The organism is Tunturibacter psychrotolerans (genome assembly GCF_040359615.1).
GTDB classification, from domain to species: Bacteria; Acidobacteriota; Terriglobia; order Terriglobales; family Acidobacteriaceae; genus Edaphobacter; species Edaphobacter psychrotolerans.
On sequence record NZ_CP132942.1, the window covers coordinates 495,537 to 513,240 of the forward strand.

The window sequence follows — 17,704 nt, forward strand, 5'->3', positions numbered from 1 at the left end:
GTAGTTATTCGTTTAGACTCGATAGGATCCAATCGACTAGAATCGAGTTCGGCATCGTCAATGCGTATGGAACCGGGTTCGACCCCCCGCGACCTATCCTGAATAAGGACCCTCATTCCTCGAAAGAGGGTGAATGGCGCCGCGCTGCGTTTCTCGATGATTGCGAAACCTGTCTGCTTCAACTGAAATCAACCAGAAGATCGTCGATCGGGACCATCCTTGCATGTCACCGCATGTAGGCCGGCGGCTCTCTCATAGTGAGAAATCCGTAAGTGGATGCGTTCGAGCATTTACTCGTGGCGGTAAGACCGTGGATTCTGCGACTGCTATCTGATATTCACCGCTCGGCGGATAGTATCCGACGAAGAAACAAGCAGTTTTACGGCTCGACGATGGTCCAGTCAGAATCCGGATCGAACTCGTTCATAGAGCTTGCTATCTCCGCGGTGTTCTTTCCCAGATCCTTCTGGAGCAGTACACCATCCTGGTTGATGATGAAGGTCATCACACCGGAGTTTGCATACTCCGCAGGGTAGGCGACGAACGCGTAGCCGCCGGTCATCTTTCCTTCGATCACATAGTCTTTTGCTCCGCCAGGTGCCCTTTCGGTCTGGCCCTTTAGCATATGGAAGTAATAGCCATGGAATGCAGTGTGCCCGGTTGCGTGGGCGACATAGCCATCCGATGATGCCGCAGCCGCCAATGGTCCGAGTGGACTCGTCGGCTTGCCATTCACAGGCTTCCAGTACAAGCCATTCTGCTTATCAGGATCGCTGATGAACTTCGACGCGTACTGCTTCACCTTTTCACCATCGTGAAGATGATTGAAGTAGTCTGCCTCCGCTGCAGCGGCCGCCTGACAGGCATTGATGATCGCCAACTCGTTCCTGCCGATACGGCGGTTTAGAACCTCTTCTCTACCTGCATCCGTATCAAAGAACCAGCTACCATCACTGTCTTTCTTCAACGGAATCGGAAATTGAAAGTTATCAGCTCCGACCAGTAGCATCTGACCGCCATCGGGCATTGTGCGCCAGCGGTGCATAACACCATACTCAGCGACAAACGAATCTGCCGTGTATTTGTCCTGTACGGCATCTCCAGAGAGAATCAGTTCCTTTGAGTTCGGACCGAAGATTGCCATAAGCGCATCCACATCTCTGGTCTTCGCCGCGGTGAGCAGAGCGTTCCCCGCCTCGTCCGGCGACGCAAATACGCGCGTCGAAGGTTTCTCATAGGCCTGACACGGAACAACGGGAAGGATCACAAGCAGAAATAAGAGTCTCAGTGTGAGTATAAATTTGCGGCATGTAAGCGACATTGCATTCTCCGGGATCGACTTTGTTCCTGTTAGCGTCATTTGTGTCACCTTCTACCCCCCCAGCCGCCACCACCACCGCGGCTCGCTGAACCACGAGCGCTCTCCTGCCGTGATTGCCATCCGCTACTGCCTCCTCCAAAGGCTGAAGATCCGCTGCTCTTTTCCTGTCCCCCGTAACCTTTAGCAGCGGCGGAGTTGGCTCCTGAGTAACTCGAAGTGTTGTGACTCGTGCCTTGTGTCTGGTTCCATCCGCTTCCCGTGTTTTTGTAGACATTCCCGTTCGCCGTCGCGTATTTATTGCCGTTTGCGGTTTGTCCCGCTGCTGCATTGTTGCCGTAGGTGCCCGATGCAGCTACGCCCTTTCCACCAGCTGACGTTTGTACCGATCCTACCGAACCGGCTGCTGTGGTTTGATGTTGCGTGTAGGCTGTATTGCCATTTTTCGAAACCACGGAACTGCCATAACTCCCATAGGCGTTCGACGTTTGATGAGTGGCGGCATATGCTCCGGTATTCGGGTTGTAAGCTTGACCAACCTTTTGGGTGCCGTACGCTGTCGTGGTCGATGCACCTCGTGCATACGTACCAGTCGACGGATTGTACGCATTACCTGCTTTCGCTACTCCGTTTGGCCCGTAGGCCGTCGCGCTGGAGCCGTAGTAGCCGCCATGCCATGCACTGTTTCCGTAGTAGCCACTGCTGTGATAAACCACCGTCCCACCGTGCCAGTTGCAATTCCAGTAGCTGTACCCCCAGCTGTTATTACTCATCGCTGCCCCTACGGCGATGCCGACTCCAAATGCGAGTACCGCGGTCGTCACAACTGCCGCCGTACTGTATCCCGGTGTCACGTACGGCGTGCCATATACCACAGTGGGGTTGTACGTCGGCACATACACCACTTGCGGATTAGTTGGTTGAATCACGATTACTTGAGGCGCTTGTTGCACTACTGTAATTTGCGATCCGGATTTCAAATTGCCGGCAGCTTGCGCTTTGGCCCGCAGAAACTGAACGGCAGACATGATGTCGCTCGGCTGGGTATGGTAGGCCTCTCCTAACGCTGAGGTCCAACTGAGATTACTTGCTAAATTGTTGAGGACCGATGGGAACTGAGTGAGAGCCTTTACACTGGGATCCCATTGCTGAGTATTAACAAGATTTGCAAGAGGTGCGCCAGTAAGATATTGATTCTTAAGCCAGCCAGCTGCAGCAACGATCTGATCCGGAAACGTCGCAGCGCCCAAAATCTGAGCAACCAAGGCGTCCGGATACAGCGCAATCGGCGCGACTAACTGTTGCAAGTCCGCGGCCGACAGCGGAGCGCCCTGACCAGGATATGCTGACGGCGCTGCCTGCTGAGCTACGGCTTCCACCGGTGCACCTTGAAGGACCAGCAGTGACGAGAGCGCTATCGCCAAAATTTGCTTCGTGTTAGCTCTGATCATCATCTTCTCCGTTTGACAAACGTTTTAAAGCCTAAAGCACTACCAGGTTCACCTTTAGGTCCTTACTTTTTCAGTGAAACTGGCGGACCGCTAACACGCTTCGCGAAGATGTCGACATTGACCTCAACGCGGTCGGCGATTTTGATGAACGGAATTCCGCTATTCATGCCGAACTCTTTGCGGTCGAAGGCCATTGTGCCCTTGATATCACCCGAGCCAGTTCCGACGCCGCTAACGGTTAGAGACAGGGTTTCAGGTTTAGAAACACCTCGTATGGTGAAGGTCCCTGGCACATCAAAGGTGTTTGGGCCAGTCTGGACGATTTTTGTCGACTTGAATGTAATGACCGGATCTTCCGTGACGTCGAAGAAGTCCTTGCTCTTGAGCTTGTCGTCCTTCATGCCACTTCCACTATCTACCGATGCGGCCTGAATCTCGATATCCAAAGCGCCCGACGTGACGTCGGTTGAGGTGAAGGTTAAGTTAGCATCCCACTTCTTGAAGTCACCCGCGAGAGCGACTGAGGACTTCACGAAAAATTTAACGGAGCTCTGTTGCGGGGTGACTTTGAAGACAGGAACTTGTGAATGAGCTGACAACGAGAGCGAAGCTATCAGAAAACCGAAGATGGATAGATATTTGATCTTCATTAAGAATTCCTTTCGGTGAAGCTGTTGTCTAAACTCGTTGAATTCGAAACGAGAGTGTTTGGTCGTAAAAAGCTCCGTTACGGAAATGATTCGTCACGCTAAAAGACACGCCCTATGCGGAAGTAGAACCGTGCATGACCGTAGTCTCCTACTGAACCGGCTACCAGGACGGGTCCAAAGATTGTGTTGACCAAAAGTCCCGCCGCGGCATCCATGGGAAGATTTGGCGGGCTCGGACCGTTGGGGAGTTTATACGTCTTCCCCACCTCCAAGACACCAAGGAAGTCCACTGTGCTACCGAGCAAAGGTGGCAGGTGAGCCAGTTCTCGGATGTAGCCTATCTGTCCGAGGAAATATTGGTTTGTGAGCAGCTCATTGGTGCTCCAGGCTACCAACCGTTGAGAGCCACCGAGAGAGAAGGCGGGTACGCCGGCCTTGTAGCCGTAGGTACTACCACCATACGCACCTACAAATATTGAAGACGGCTTGTTCAAGCGGAAGAAGTCCTGCGCTTGAATCTCGGTCACTGGAAAGGGGCCCGGCGCAGCGGGATTGACCGTGTATCCTTTTGTGTAAGCCAAGAGACTGACTCCGGAGCGTGGGATAACGGGTTGATCCAGTGTCGTCAGCTGATATTGAATCCTGACGTCTCCGGTCGCTCCTGAAGTTGTAGGCAGAGTCGGCACGTTGCCGATCTCTGGATAAATCTTTTGATAACCACCTTCATATCCAAGTCGGAGTTCGCCCGTTCGTCCGAAAGCATATCCTGTGTCGATGCCGCCAAGAAACTCTCGTAGGCGGTAGCTTGCCTGCAACGTATTGCCTGAGTAGACATTCAATTGCTGACTGTTGAGCCCCGCTCTGGGTGCGATAAACCAATTGCTGGATGGGGTGTACGGGTGGTAGTACTCAGTATCCAGAAGGTACTGAGATCCGACAACAACGTCAGTGCGTAACTCGGATCGGTAACTCCCAAAGTCCAGAAATGTTACACGAGCACCAATACTGAATAAGACATTGTTGTAGTCCGACCCGTCGATCAGGATGAGTGGCCGTACGATAGGAGGCGCATAGGCCTTCTGTTCGGTCTGAATCTGAAGACCCTGTTGGCCATCCTTCTCAACCATTGAATACGTGGAGGTTGAGAAGCGACCCTGTCCGATGATGGACATCATGTCCTGACCCAACGTCTCTGTGTCGATTGGTTTCCCCACCAGCCCAGACAGCTGCTTTTCCATTCCCTGCTTCATTACAGGAGAAGCTGTGCCGGTGACTTCGACAAAGGTCGGTATCGGTACACTCTTGCGCCGCGAATTGCGTACTGCGAGATATTCCTCCCATTCGCCCGGGCTTACCGAGTACGCTGCTAAAACGGCTGCTTTTGCTGCTGCGGCGTCATAGCCTACTTTGATAATGGCATCGGCCTTATCGTAATCAAGAGTCGTGTACTTCTGGAGGGGCACTGTCACCAAGATGTCGGCTTGCTCCATCGACCGCAGTTCGTTGGCTGCAATCATGACGGAGATGGACTGTCCTAGCACACCGTAGCTGGGTAGAGTTGCTTTTGGACTTAAGGGCTCAGTCTCAAGGTGAATTCCGAGGACTACATCGGCGCCCATATCTCTGGCAACGTCGATCGGAATATTGTTGAGCAAGCCACCATCTGCATAAAGATGGTCTCCCGACCGGACCGGCGAAAAGATCCCAGGTAGCGACATGGTCGATCTCATTGCGAGGGAGAGAGAACCATCATGAAAGACATGCGGCTTGCCGGAGACCAAGTCTGTCGCTACGCATGCGAAGGGGATAGGCAGATCGTTGAAGGTAGGGAGCTCTGAGTAAGGGAGCGCAACACGGTCGAGAATCAGGTCAACCTGTTCGCCGGTATTGAAGCCCGCCGGGAATTGCAGACCTTTCCGCAAGCCAAACTCAAGAGAACCGGGAACCTCGTGAGCGTCTTGTTTGCGCCGGAAAGAAAGATCGGTGAATGGAGTTTCGCCGCTCAGCACCTGATCCCAATCGATCCCGTTGATAAGTTCTCTGACCTCGGCTGGAGAGCGCCCTGTCGCATAGATTCCACCGACTAAGCCACCCATGCTGGTTCCTGCGACATAACTCACCGGGATGTGATGCTCCTCCATCCAGGTGATGACTCCAATATGAGCGAGTCCCAGGGCTCCCCCGCCTTCGAGCACCAAACCTAGCTTGGGTCGCGTCGCGCTATCCCGCTTGGGTGGTACCTGTGAATAGCCGCAGCTGCTGATCGCCAAAGCGCCAAGTAGAAACAATGATCGCATGGCTCTGGAGTGCATGACTGCCTCTCTGAAACGGGTATTGATCTTCAACGTCTGCGATCAACCGATGGGTTGATAGGAAGAGTTCTGAATCATTACACCCAGCTGTTTACTGACCCCAGTCACCTGATTCGAAGTGACGTGATTGGTACCGTCGGGCAGCTTATCGTACTGCACGGCAATTCTCACTGCGTCGCTCGGATCTGTAAGGTAACTGGCAACCTGTACGGACAAGAGTGCCTTCTGCTGCCGATTGAATACGAGAGTGACGGAATCGCCGGGCTTCAGGTAGTTCTTGATGATCAGGCTGACCGTACCGGCTGCCCCGTTGGGTTGCAGTGAGATATCGCCGCGTTGGTAAGCCTGGTCGAGCGCCTGCGAATCAACCTGTGCATACTGTTTGCCGAGCTCTGCGATTTGCTGTCCATAATCTTTAAACTCTTCCGTCTTCTTAGCGACTATACGTTGCTTAAATCGTCCCCCGCTGGGGGCGGGAGGTGCCTGCGGATTGAGCTCGATCTTTTGCTGCTGACCGTCTGGTCCTATTCGAACTTGAAACTGTTGTGTCTTTTTAACTTCACCTTTAATGCTGGTCGTCTGCTGTTCCATCCATGTGTAGCGTGCGAGGGATTGTTTGTTAGCCGCTGCAGACTGTTTGATCTCCATCAACTTTTGCTGCATCTCGGGATTTTGAGCCCAAATTTGAGGGACAGAGCTAAGAAGAGAGGTCGCGATTAGCGCTGTCAATAATGAATGTCTAAACATATATTCTCCCGGTTTGTTCATTCGTAAACTCGTCAATGAGTAACTAGCTCTTTGGCCACTGCTTGAACATCTTCGTCACAGCCTTCTGAACCAACTGCTGGTTCTTATTGCCATTGTTGTCCAAGGTGTTTTGTGCAATGCCACGCCAGACTAAGCTCTGACCCTTCGCGTCATACAGATCTACGATCAACGTGCCAATCACGTTTTGCTGCGGGGTGATGCTCCCCATACCGCCTCCAAACCCGCGCATTCCCATCGCGGTGTAGGAGGTTTGCTCTTTCATTCCACCGTTGGCCGTGACGAGTATGTCAGGCTTCTGTGATTCTTCGACTTTTTGAAGCCCCTTACTCTGGAGTGCGGCATCGATATCCTGTACCGCTACCTGTGCCAGGATCGAGTTCTGAACCTTATTAGCGTTGTCTGAACCCCAAGCGTAAGTGTGGTACTGGGAAAAACTCTGGCTCTGGTTGTAGTTCACGGAGACTGTTTGTCCGGTAGCAACCGCGACCGTCGAACACAGTATCATCACGCACAATGCGAATTTAGTTTTCATTGTTGCCTCTCTTACTACCGGTGTTCAGGCAGATCGTTGCTTCTCGCCGTGAATTAGACGCTTACTTATCGTTTCATACCATCCGACTTACTCATTGCCCGCCGATGCTGCTTTCTGTGCGGCCTCTACTTTTTCTCTCAAATCCTGGATACTGAAGTTTCCGCCCGCTTGCATTGGGGGATATTCAATCATCGACGGAATGTATTTTGCGATGACCTGTCCGGGCACGACGAACCGCCACATCTCGTGTTTGAACGAGTCCCAATATGCGATAGAGCCGTTAGTGAAGCCGTTGGAAGGCCAACCCATGCGTTCGAAAGGATCCTGCCGAAGGTTTGTGAGAATGGGCATGTTTGGATAGACAGTCGGCCCTATCCATCCTTGTGGCTGAACAATGAACTGGTATTTGTAGTTGTCATACCGAAGTGCCCCGAGCTTTGTCTGGGCGAAATACCAGATCTCATGCCGCTTGGAAGGTCCGTTGCCGGTCAGCATATCAGTCTGGTCGTACCCGTCGAGATGAACCTTGTAGCTGCGGTCGCCCAGCTTCACACCTTTGAGTAGTTGACCGTTGATATCCGGATTTCCCGCTGCTGCAACCAGCGTCGGAAACCAATCGAGGCCGGACATGATGCCATTCGATACCGTGTCGGCTCTAACGTGTCCTGGCCAACGGATCAAAGCTGGAACCCTGAAAGAGCCTTCGGTGACCTCTCCCTTTGCGCCCGCGAACGGGGTTGTGCCGCCATCGGGCCAGGTGTATACCTCAGCGCCGTTGTCGGTGGTAAACACAACGATCGTATTGTCCTCTTCACCGGAATCATGAACCCACTTCAGGACTACGCCAATGTTGTCATCCATCTGCTTGAGTGCCGCTTCTTCCAATCCGAAGTCGGTCTCCGTGTTGCGCATTCCGTCGTACTTCGGCGACAGATGAGTTAACACGTGCGCCCGTGTGGGATTCATCCAGACGAAGAACGGCTTATCGTCCTTCTTGGCTTTCTCCATGAATTCGATGGTTGATTGTGTAATCACCTCATCAAACGTGCCCATGTCGTATTTAATTCCCGGCCTTGGGTCCGGCGGCAGAGGTCCTTCATCCACTATCTTCTGTTTACCCACCTCTCCCCATCGCGGCTGTACCGTGGAGTCAGATGTGTCATTTGCCCAGCAATGAATCAGATTTCGGGGACCAACCGTGTCCTTCCATTCGGCGGGGTAGGTGTAATAAAAGGGATCTTCCATCGCGTTAAGGTGATAAAGATAGCCGAAGTATTCGTCGAAGCCGTGTACGCACGGTAACGCGGAGTTGTGGTCGCCGAGATGGTTTTTGCCAAATTGGCCAGTCTCATAACCAAGTGACTTTAGCGCGGTTGCGATCGTTGGCGCTTGTGCTGGCAAGCCGATCAACGAGCCTGCTTGACCGACCGTGGTCAAGCCTGTACGTATCGGCAGTTCGCCCGTAATGAAGTTGGCGCGACCGGCAGTGCAACTAGCCTCGGCGTAGTAATCGGTAAGCCTCATCCCCTGCTTAGCGAATTTGTCGAGATTAGGAGTCGCGTTCAGCATGATGCCAGAGTTGTAAGAGCCGAGATTGAACCATCCGATATCATCCCCCATGATCACGATGATGTTTGGCTTTTTGGCGGATGGAGCTTGCGCTTGCAGAACCTGGCACACGCTAACGAAGAGCATTACGACGGTAAAAAGAAGTACCGCCATCTGCTTGCTTCCTGCTTTAAAGTTCATGCTGTCTCCTCGAATGTCTTCAGCTTCTACTACTCGCCTAGCTGTCGGAATAACGTACGGCCTCGATGTAATTGATCCCAAACACATCCCTGATTGAATGAATCTCAAGTACCGGTACCTCGGGGGATGTCTCCATAAGCATCAACAGATCAGTGAAGCAGTTCGATCGAATGTGCGATTTCAACTCTGGTTCGCTCGACCAGTCCTGCTCAAAGCAGAGAGCGTCTGGATTATCGACTTCCTGGTAGATCCGGCCCGCAATGAATCCCCGGTCCATTCGCGAGGCAACTCTGATAGATCGCAGGGCCTCGACAGCTTCCATGGAACGATTGGGTCGAGCCATCATTCTTAGGCTGATTTGGAACATGACTCTCTAAGAGCAATCGAGTGACCAACTTTCTTCGTATGAGCGCAGAGATCTTAAGTAGCGAAGGGTAAGAGGCTTATGAACTAAAGCCTCCAATGCATCCTGTTTGTCGCGTTCCCCTGAGGCTCCGACTAATCGGAGGAGACTCCGAAGGGTCGGAGTCTGCGAAGATATCTCCTGCTTATGAAGAACTCTCTCAACGGGCAGCATGCGCCGGGCGCTAGGCCCGAGATGTGTACGATCAAACGGCTACTCATTTCACGGAAAAGAACATATTCAGCTTGAGTCCAATGCCTTCGAGTTGGCTGTTCGGACTCTTACCGGTGTTGTTCTGATGTTCGTAGTAGAGATCGAATTCGTATCTCTTCTTTATAGGAAACAAGCAACCTGCATAAAGTTCGGTTGTACCCCATTTTTGATACTGTTCCTGGTAATAAACCTCGGCACTGATGTAGGGGATTGGGTGATAGGAACGAATGTTCATTGGCCTCTCGGTCTGAAGCCTGTTGCGATAGCGCCACTTGAATGTTCCGTTCGTCCAGTCCAGGTCGGCACGATTTCTGTCTGTGAGCAGAAGTTGGAGCCTCAGCGGATAGTGCCCTGTTATCGTCAGCACCATTCGATTGGTTGAGGGCGAGCCGGGGGTTGCAAGATACCGGTATCCCTCAGTGAAGATCAACGGACGAGCCTTTGCCTCATCGAGGTCAAACGCTGTTATCTTCTTCAATCGGACTAGAGGCTTTAGATAGAGCTCCAGATCTGGGCCTATCGTTAATTGAGTTGGATCGCCACCCTCTCTGGTATTTGCGGCCTGCAGTCTGAATCGCACGCTTGCATTCACCTTGAGATATGGGTCCAGCTCGGGCAGAGCTTCTGTCTGCTGCGCCAACGCGGCAGCCGTGCACGTCGTCAGCAGTGCTAAGGACAACGTGAGCTTCGGAAGGGACATCAAGATGGTGTGGCGATCCATGTGTCCACAAGTTGAAGATTGCCTTGCAACAAAGACCTCCCATAGTGAGAGCTGGCGTCTGCAACGGTTTGAGACGTGGCGCAACTACTTGAGATTAATGGTGACTCCGAGCAATATGCCTTGCTGAGCAGCGTCATAGACAAAGTTGGAGGCCGGACGATAGTTGATGTCCAGATAGCGCCAGCCAACCCCAAGCATGACCGCGGGTTTAATTCTGTAACCCAAATACGCCGCCACTTGATAGTCCAGGTTCGCCTGGCCGGCTCCCGCATCGCCAAGGATCGTCACCGAGGCCTTCGGTGAAAGTGCCATACTGATCTTTGCTCCAGCAATCACGTCCACGAAGTTAGCTGCTTGGGAGTAGTTGTCCAAAAGCCCTGAAGGCTGGAAGCTCAGATTTTCGCCCAGATGCCAATACCTAAGTCCCACCAGTGCGTCAGCTTTTAGCTTTGGACTATCCAGAAGGCGGTAACCGACCTTAGGCGTAAAGATAGTCTGAGTTGCCTTCGCCTTGATAGAGGTCAACCCAGGGAACGGACTCTCTGGAGTCGCTGTGTCATCGGAGAGCTTGATCCACATGAAGTCAATCGGCACAACAAAACGTCGCTTGCGAGCTTCAACTGCACCCATGAGACCAATGTTCAACTTCGAGATTACGTCTCCGGCGCTTGCGTGAAAGCTAGCGGAACGGTCGCGTGCGCCGATCGTGCCATGCACCCCCGCAAACCATAGATAAGGGCTGATTGCGAGATGCCAGTTGTCGTCGTTTGCGGGATTAACCGCCTGTGCGCCGGTCGCGCTGGCGGTCTGATCTTGAGAAGTCATACCCACAGCCTGCTGCCCAATCGCAGTAGTAGGTGCAAATGACCCAAGCAAAGCCGCCAGCACAACAAAACATGTCGGCTGTCGCCGTTGAAACCGTACCGATCGAGTCATAGGATCCTCTTATAAGGTTGAACCTGCGTTGTTTGGTCAGTCGATCTGGTCCTCGTTGCTTCGCAAAATGCGCCGCTTCATCGATCCGGAATCGCAACGAGTTACATCACTAATGCACCCTTAGGGCCAAAGGCTGCGGATGATAACTTTCGTCCAGGTCGCTGTTATAGAAAGACTTACCTTCTCTTTCCAATAAAGACGCAGTACCTCCTCAATGAAATTAACTCCGACCGTTCGGAGTTAGCTCCGACTCTTCGGAGTTTGGCCGTAGCGCCAAAATTACTGCATCCGTCAATTTTTGATGTTCGCTAACCGACAAATAAATGGGCAAGTCTTCGACTTGCCGTGATACCTTACGCTTGCTCACAACAACTGAATTTAGTAGGTTTCAGGCGGCAATCATTGCTGTGAGCCGGAACCGCCAGCATCGGGCCCGTTCGTGTACTCAGGAGAGAAGGTCGTCATGACCCATTCAGCTCTGCATGTCACGGAAGAATTGTGTGAAGAAAAGCTACCGATTCAGGGGGGACCCTATCCTTCAGCCACGCTGAGTTCATATCTAGACGATAGACTCAGATTCGAAATGTTGATGACGGAGCTTTCAACGCAGTTCGCAGGCGTGACCTCCGCGTCCATCGATGAAAAGACCGTCTGTGCCCAAAAGCGAATTGCAGAAACCCTGGAGCTCGACCGCAGCACTCTCGTTCAATTACGTGATAACGAGCGTTTCGTGCTAACCCACAGCTGGCAACTCCCTGACCTAAAGCCATTTCCTGGATTCGCGATCAAAGATCTCCCTTGGATGGCGAACGAAATTCTCTGTGGTGAAACGGTCTGTTTCGCCTCCATCGACGATCTTCCCGCCGAAGCGTACATGGAGAAGGAAGTCGCACGTCGGTTCGGACCACGCTCCAACGCTACCTTCCCACTTAGAGTAGGGGGCAAGGTCATCGGAGCGTTGGCGTTCGGGACAGTACACCATGAGCGAGTTTGGCCAGAGACGCTCATTACCCGGTTGAAGTTTTTTGTCGAGATGATTGGGAGTGCTCTTGCGCGAACCCGCGCAGAAGATGACACGAAGAAAGCGCTCGAGGAAGTGCAGCGCCTTCGCGATCAGCTTCAACGTGAAAACATCTATTTGCAACAGGAAGTGAAGTCTGCTCGCGGGCACAGAGGCCTGATAGGCAATAGCACAGCGCTCCGAAAGGTGCTGGAACAGGTCGATCAGGTGGCCGGCACTAACTCCAGCGTTCTCTTGTGTGGTGAAACAGGAACAGGAAAAGAGCTCATCGCGTCCGCTATCCATGAACTAAGTCCGCGCGGCAAACGGCCCATGGTCAGGTTGAACTGCGCAGCGATCCCGGAAACTCTTATCGAGAGTGAACTCTTTGGCCGCGAGAAGGGTGCCTACACAGGGGCGCTTTCAAGGCAGGCTGGGCGCTTTGAAGTGGCTCACGGCTCGACGCTCTTTCTGGATGAGATCGGAGAGCTACCTCTTGACGTGCAATCCAAGCTGCTGCGCGCACTCCAGGAAAAGCAGGTCGAACGCCTGGGCAGCTCCAAGAGCATATCTTTTGATGTGCGAATTGTTGCGGCGACCAATCGTCATCTGGAGACAGAGATCCGGGAGAAACGATTCAGGAGCGATCTCTTCTATCGATTGAATGTATTCCCGATCCACATGCCAGCTCTGCGTGACCGCATCGAGGATATTCCTTTACTTGTCGAGGCCTTTGTTCATGAGTTCTCAAAGTCCTTCGGTAAGCCAATCGAATCGATAGACAAAGACTGCATGCAGGCTCTGCAAATGTATCGATGGCCGGGCAATATCCGTGAACTACGCAATACTGTTGAACGGGCCATGATTCTTGCCAATGGTCCAAGACTCCGTATCTACCCTCCATCAAGCGCTTTGGGGGAGCTCACACATAGCATGCTTCTAAGCGATGCAGAGCGTGGGCATCTACGCAATGTTCTTGAAATCACAGGTGGAAGGATACGAGGCAAAGGTGGAGCGGCGGAATTGCTCGGTCTGAAACCGACGACTCTAGATTCCATGTTGGTTCGCCATGGCATCACTTCGAAACTCGAACACTGAGCATAATTAGTCAGTTACCTACGTGGCTCAACCCATTTGAAATGCCTGATTGAGTCCAGGCCCTAATGGATTGCGGCTTTGGAACAATGAGCTCTGCACAAGTGAAACAAAGCCCCTAGGCACTCCCACCGGGAATTCAGCTGGAATACTTTGAGCCGAGAATCAATCATGAACCCATCGCTAGAACTCGCTATCTCTAGAGCATGGAATCATTGCAACCCTTTCCGCCCGTTCGTACCAGCTCGGTAGGTCCTTAAACGAATGGAGATGATAATGCAATGGATTTGTCGATCTAAGGGTCTCAATTAAATGATTTGGCCAGTCTGCGAAGAGACTCACAACTGCCTGGCGCATGTAGGCTCTCGATTTCACATCGAGATATTCGAAATTCATCGGCGCACCACTCGGATGTCTGGAAGTGATTTGGTGCGAACCTGGCAGCATTTGCGCCCTCAGGTTCTCCGCTGAGGTAGAGGGACGGCACATAACGTAGAGAAGTCTCGCCAACACCCCGAAAAAACTTTCACAACTGGATTTCCTGGCCAATGAGCCCAGCACGTGACACAGTCTCAAAGTCCTTTTGTCCGCGCGCTCGGATGGTGCGCAACTAGCGACTGATCGATTGCAGTAAGCGCACCGTTGCAGGTCCTTTCCTGGATTAACCAAGCTCGAGTTGAGAAATCGAGACGCACTTCGAAATGGTTTCCGCAGTGAGGACAGCTTTCTCGAAGGAAGCAACTGTGCCTTAAACAGCAGGTGTATATGGCGATAGACCACGGGAGCTGATGGTGACCCTTCTCCCCAAGACAAGTTGGGCAATACTGGTTACCCATAACACCGTATGACCCTTGCCATAGACGCCACGGCATAGGCGCGGCTCCCAGTGGTCGATAGACCGGTGTCCTCGACAGTCCATGAAGGCTGGAAGGTAGGCATTCAATTACCTGTTCTTTTTCGACTCCAATCGCCTCTGCGATGGAGTCTATGAACGGACTTGTGTACGCCATGCGATCCAACGCTGCAACAGGTTGGTCGTTCCCAAGCCATGCACAAAGGCTTCTAACGGACACGTTATTCCCGGCTGCAATCCTAAGAATCCAGGAAGACAAAATCTCGTCGTCAAGACGGCGTGGGTGCCATGGTAAGAGATTTGACACGTTCGTCACCCCTAATCAGGCTGGCCGATTACAACGCTATTTCGTACTGGAAGACCCATTTCGAGCTCAATTTACACCGATATTCTGTACTGGACTCAGGGCTATTGGATACCAGATGGAATTCTTCAGCGATACGGGAGATTGGCTTCACGGGAAGCAACTGTACGAGAAGCTGGTTATTCGGTAACGTGCCGAAGGCAGGGACCGACCTGAATAGCTCGATGAGTGCATTGGCCTGATATCGTCATCCGAGGATCACGCCCGGACGGATCGGCGGACACAAACCGACATCCCGGCACTAGCCTGACCCTATCTTCCACCGCGCCAATCAGAAAAGCCCACAGAAAATGTGTGGCTTCGGCGGAAATCCTTCCCCCAGGGCTTTAAAGGCTCACCCGGTTTGGACTGAGCCTTTTTGCTGGTCGCTAACATCCCATCATTCCTCTTGACAATATCTGTTATAAGGAATATCGTTGGGAAGTAGATGAAAACCCCTGTCCAAACCGAGTCCAAGCCAAAGCCAGGATCCTCCCCAGAAGAGGTCGCGCACCTTGAGATGATGCGGACGATGGAGGTTCTGTCGCACCGGTTTGCGCAGGTGTTGAAAGCCGAAGATCTTTCCGAGACACAGTACAACGTGCTGCGGATTCTGCGGGGCGCCCCGGAGGGAATTCCGTGCGGCGAGATTGGCAACCGTATGGTGACGCGGGACTCAGATATCACACGGCTGCTTGATCGGCTCGAGAAGCGGTCTTTAGTCTCCCGTTCCCGGGAGAGTAAGGATCGGCGGACGGTGTGGGCGCGGATTACGCCGGAGGGACTGAAACTGCTGGCGCGGCTGGATAAACCCGTGCTTGCGACTCATTTCGAACTCCTGGGTCACCTTGGGGCCAAGCGATTGAAGCTTCTGACGGATCTGCTGCGTCTTGCGCGCCAACCTCACGGTTAATTTTTTTGCCCTAATAGTTGTTGTAACGAATATCCTTGCAACGCATCAAATAACTGGAGAGCACGGTGCAAGCCACCGGAAAGGAAACACCCTTATGAGCACCACAGTTGCAACCCCCGCAATCACCACCTGGAACGTCGATTCGACTCACTCCGTTGTCGAGTTCAAGGTCAAACACATGATGATCTCCAACCTGAAGGGTAACTTCACCAGCGTGACCGGCACACTATCTCTGCATGAGAATGATCTGACGCAGTCGAGCGTGGAGGCATCGATCGAGATTGCTTCGATCCACACACGGGATGAGGGCCGCGATGCCCACCTGAAGGGTGAGGACTTCTTCGACGCCGAGCAGTTTCCGACGATGCAGTTGAAGTCCACGCACATCGCGCTGAAGTCAGATGGCGAAGTCGTAGTCACGGGCGACCTGACGATCAAGGGTGTCACCCACAGCGTGCAGTTCGCGGTAGAAGGGCCGTCTCCGGCGACGAAGGATCCGTGGGGCAACACGCGCATTGGTCTGTCGGCGACCACGAAGATCAATCGCAAGGAGTTCGGGCTGACCTGGAACGCAGCCCTCGAGGCCGGCGGTTTGATGGTGAGCGAGGATGTCAGCATCACTCTGGACCTGGAGTTCGTGAAGCAGGCATAAGGGCGGCACTGGAGTTGGAAAGATGATCAACCGCCAGAGCACAGCATCAACGCGTGTTCTGGCGGTGCACAAATTGAACTTAGCGCACCTCGTCTCATGAGGATCGTCCCGCAACCCCCAACATTCGGATGTTGGTTCTTTCAAAAGCTGAACAGAAGGCTAGGTAACTATGGAACTCGGTCTTTACACGCTCTCCGATCTCATCACGGACCCCAAAACGGGCGTTCAGATGAATGCCCATGACCGTATCGACGAAACAATCAAAGCGGCTACGCTCGCGGATCAGGTGGGGCTCGAAGTGTTCGGCGTTGGAGAACACCACCGCCTCGATTTTGCCGTCTCGTCCCCAGCGATCGTCCTGGCCGCGATCGCTCAGACGACCAAACGCATTCGGCTCACGAGTTCAGTGACGGTCTTGAGCGCAGCCGATCCGGTTCGGGTCTTTCAAGACTTTTCCACGGTGGATCTTATTTCGGGAGGTCGTGCAGAGATCATCGCAGGACGAGGAGTCTTTACAGAACCATTCCCGTTGTTCGGAGTCGACCTGCGTGACTACGATCAGCTGTTCTCAGAGAAACTCGACCTCCTCAGAAAGCTCAGCCGGACGGAGCGGATCACCTGGAGAGGAAACTTCCGCAGTGCCTTGCAAGATGCGGAGATCTCCCCGCGCCCCATACAGCGGGAGTTGCCGATCTGGATCGGTGTGGGGGGTACACCGCAGAGTGCGGTTCGCGCGGGGACCTTGGGTCTGCCGATGGCACTGGCAGTTCTGGGAGGTCCGATGACTGGCATCAAACCAATCGTTGACCTGTACCGAGAGGCCGGTCAACGAGCCGGACATTCTCTTTCGAATTTGAAGGTCAGTATCAACAGTCACGCCTACCTCGGTGAGGACGCACAACAGGTACGGGAGTTTCATCGGGCGTTTTACCAGCAATATCTGAGCGAAGCGATGCCGCGGGGCAAGCGAGCAGTGAAACTCTCGCCGGACGAGTTCCAAAGTATGACCGGACCAGGCACAGGCCTGATGATCGGCTCCGCGCAGGAGATGATCGACAAGATTATGCGGGAGTACGAACTCCTCCATCATGATCGTTTTCTCGCGCAGATCGACATCGGACGCCTTCCTTTCCGTGAGGTCGCAAAAGCGATTGTGCTCTTTGGCGAGAAAGTCGCTCCAGTCATAAGAGCCGAGACAAGGACAGATGCTCCAACGACAGCGGATGAAATTCAACCACCAACATCGGATGGAGAATCATCCAATGAAGATGAGTTGGCTGTGACTCGGGCATGATACGGCAGCGATCGGCGTGACCCTGTTGGATTCGCGTAATTCCAAGGATGATAAATCGCCAATGCACTCATTCACCGGGGCAGCGGTGACTTGAAGTCGGTTTGAGGAGACTTGTGGAATCTGATTCAGTGCCGCTCTTGAAGCAAGTGTGCCACCCGTTCGGTGCTTGCTTGTGCCCAGTTCGTATTTGACGCAAAGCCTAGCGCCAACACCACCGCACCACATGCCGTCATCACCCACCAGATTGCGTGCGTCGCCGTGGTGAAATCCATACCATGCACGCGGCTTGCTGCCACTACCGTTCCCGATACCGCCACCCCCAGAGCTGCACCCACCTGCAGGCTGGTCGATGCGACCGCTGCTGCGACACCAGCTTGCGACAGTGGCATTCCTGCCACTGCGCTGTTCGTTATTGCGGGATTCACCATGCCGAGCCCCACGCCGAACAATGCGTATGCCACCGTCAGCCAAATCATGGGCGTTTGTTGATTCAGTCCCGTA

16 protein-coding genes are annotated in these 17,704 nt (G+C 53.2%); 4 read left to right on the forward strand and 12 right to left on the reverse strand.

Annotation, left to right across the window (positions count from 1 at the left end):
- Positions 1-379: 379 nt before the first annotated feature.
- From RBB77_RS01840 to RBB77_RS01885, 10 genes are all read right to left on the reverse strand, one after another.
- Positions 380-1,321, reverse strand: a complete 942-nt coding sequence (locus RBB77_RS01840; protein ID WP_353064479.1) for a DUF2950 domain-containing protein — start codon at positions 1,319-1,321, stop codon at positions 380-382.
- 44 nt (positions 1,322-1,365) lie between these two features.
- On the reverse strand, positions 1,366-2,772 hold the full coding sequence (locus RBB77_RS01845; protein ID WP_353064480.1) for a DUF3300 domain-containing protein: 1,407 nt from the start codon (positions 2,770-2,772) through the stop codon (positions 1,366-1,368).
- A 59-nt stretch (positions 2,773-2,831) separates the two neighbouring features.
- Positions 2,832-3,419, reverse strand: coding sequence for a YceI family protein (locus RBB77_RS01850; RefSeq protein WP_353064481.1), 588 nt, complete (start codon positions 3,417-3,419; stop codon positions 2,832-2,834).
- 98 nt (positions 3,420-3,517) lie between these two features.
- Entirely contained in the window at positions 3,518-5,716 is a 2,199-nt protein-coding gene (locus tag RBB77_RS01855; protein ID WP_353064482.1) for a patatin-like phospholipase family protein, read from the reverse strand.
- Between the two features lie 57 nt (positions 5,717-5,773).
- Entirely contained in the window at positions 5,774-6,499 is a 726-nt protein-coding gene (locus RBB77_RS01860; RefSeq protein ID WP_353064483.1) for a hypothetical protein, read from the reverse strand.
- Positions 6,500-6,521: 22 nt separating this feature from the next.
- Positions 6,522-7,031 (reverse strand): DUF4136 domain-containing protein, encoded by a 510-nt coding sequence (locus RBB77_RS01865; RefSeq protein ID WP_353064484.1) that lies wholly within the window; start codon positions 7,029-7,031, stop codon positions 6,522-6,524.
- Between the two features lie 87 nt (positions 7,032-7,118).
- Positions 7,119-8,780, reverse strand: a complete 1,662-nt coding sequence (locus RBB77_RS01870; RefSeq protein WP_353064485.1) for an arylsulfatase — start codon at positions 8,778-8,780, stop codon at positions 7,119-7,121.
- A 37-nt stretch (positions 8,781-8,817) separates the two neighbouring features.
- Positions 8,818-9,147, reverse strand: a complete 330-nt coding sequence (locus RBB77_RS01875; protein WP_353064486.1) for an antibiotic biosynthesis monooxygenase — start codon at positions 9,145-9,147, stop codon at positions 8,818-8,820.
- Between the two features lie 253 nt (positions 9,148-9,400).
- A complete protein-coding gene (locus RBB77_RS01880; RefSeq protein WP_353064487.1) occupies positions 9,401-10,096 on the reverse strand; it encodes a DUF2490 domain-containing protein in 696 nt (231 codons plus the stop codon).
- Positions 10,097-10,201: 105 nt separating this feature from the next.
- The gene (locus RBB77_RS01885) at positions 10,202-11,053 is read right to left on the reverse strand and encodes a hypothetical protein (protein WP_353064488.1); all 852 of its coding nucleotides are present in this window, start codon (positions 11,051-11,053) and stop codon (positions 10,202-10,204) included.
- 463 nt (positions 11,054-11,516) lie between these two features.
- On the opposite strand from RBB77_RS01885, the gene RBB77_RS01890 reads away from it, so the two are divergent.
- Positions 11,517-13,151: a sigma-54-dependent Fis family transcriptional regulator gene (locus RBB77_RS01890; RefSeq protein WP_353064489.1), complete on the forward strand. Its 1,635-nt coding sequence runs from the start codon at positions 11,517-11,519 to the stop codon at positions 13,149-13,151.
- Positions 13,152-13,720: 569 nt separating this feature from the next.
- Here RBB77_RS01890 and RBB77_RS01895 read toward each other — a convergent pair.
- Positions 13,721-14,317, reverse strand: a complete 597-nt coding sequence (locus RBB77_RS01895) for a TniQ family protein (RefSeq protein WP_353064490.1) — start codon at positions 14,315-14,317, stop codon at positions 13,721-13,723.
- Positions 14,318-14,792: 475 nt separating this feature from the next.
- Between RBB77_RS01895 and RBB77_RS01900 the strand changes: the two genes are divergently transcribed.
- The 3 genes from RBB77_RS01900 (at position 14,793) to RBB77_RS01910 (ending at position 17,203) form a co-directional block, all read left to right on the forward strand.
- The gene (locus RBB77_RS01900; protein ID WP_353064491.1) at positions 14,793-15,257 is read left to right on the forward strand and encodes a MarR family winged helix-turn-helix transcriptional regulator; all 465 of its coding nucleotides are present in this window, start codon (positions 14,793-14,795) and stop codon (positions 15,255-15,257) included.
- Positions 15,258-15,351: 94 nt separating this feature from the next.
- Complete coding sequence (locus tag RBB77_RS01905; protein WP_353064492.1) at positions 15,352-15,909, forward strand: YceI family protein; 558 nt, start codon at positions 15,352-15,354, stop codon at positions 15,907-15,909.
- A 169-nt stretch (positions 15,910-16,078) separates the two neighbouring features.
- Positions 16,079-17,203, forward strand: coding sequence for an LLM class flavin-dependent oxidoreductase (locus tag RBB77_RS01910; RefSeq protein ID WP_353064493.1), 1,125 nt, complete (start codon positions 16,079-16,081; stop codon positions 17,201-17,203).
- Between the two features lie 125 nt (positions 17,204-17,328).
- Here RBB77_RS01910 and RBB77_RS01915 read toward each other — a convergent pair whose 3' ends face one another.
- The gene (locus RBB77_RS01915) at positions 17,329-17,664 is read right to left on the reverse strand and encodes a hypothetical protein (RefSeq protein ID WP_353064494.1); all 336 of its coding nucleotides are present in this window, start codon (positions 17,662-17,664) and stop codon (positions 17,329-17,331) included.
- Between the last annotated feature and the right edge of the window lie 40 nt (positions 17,665-17,704).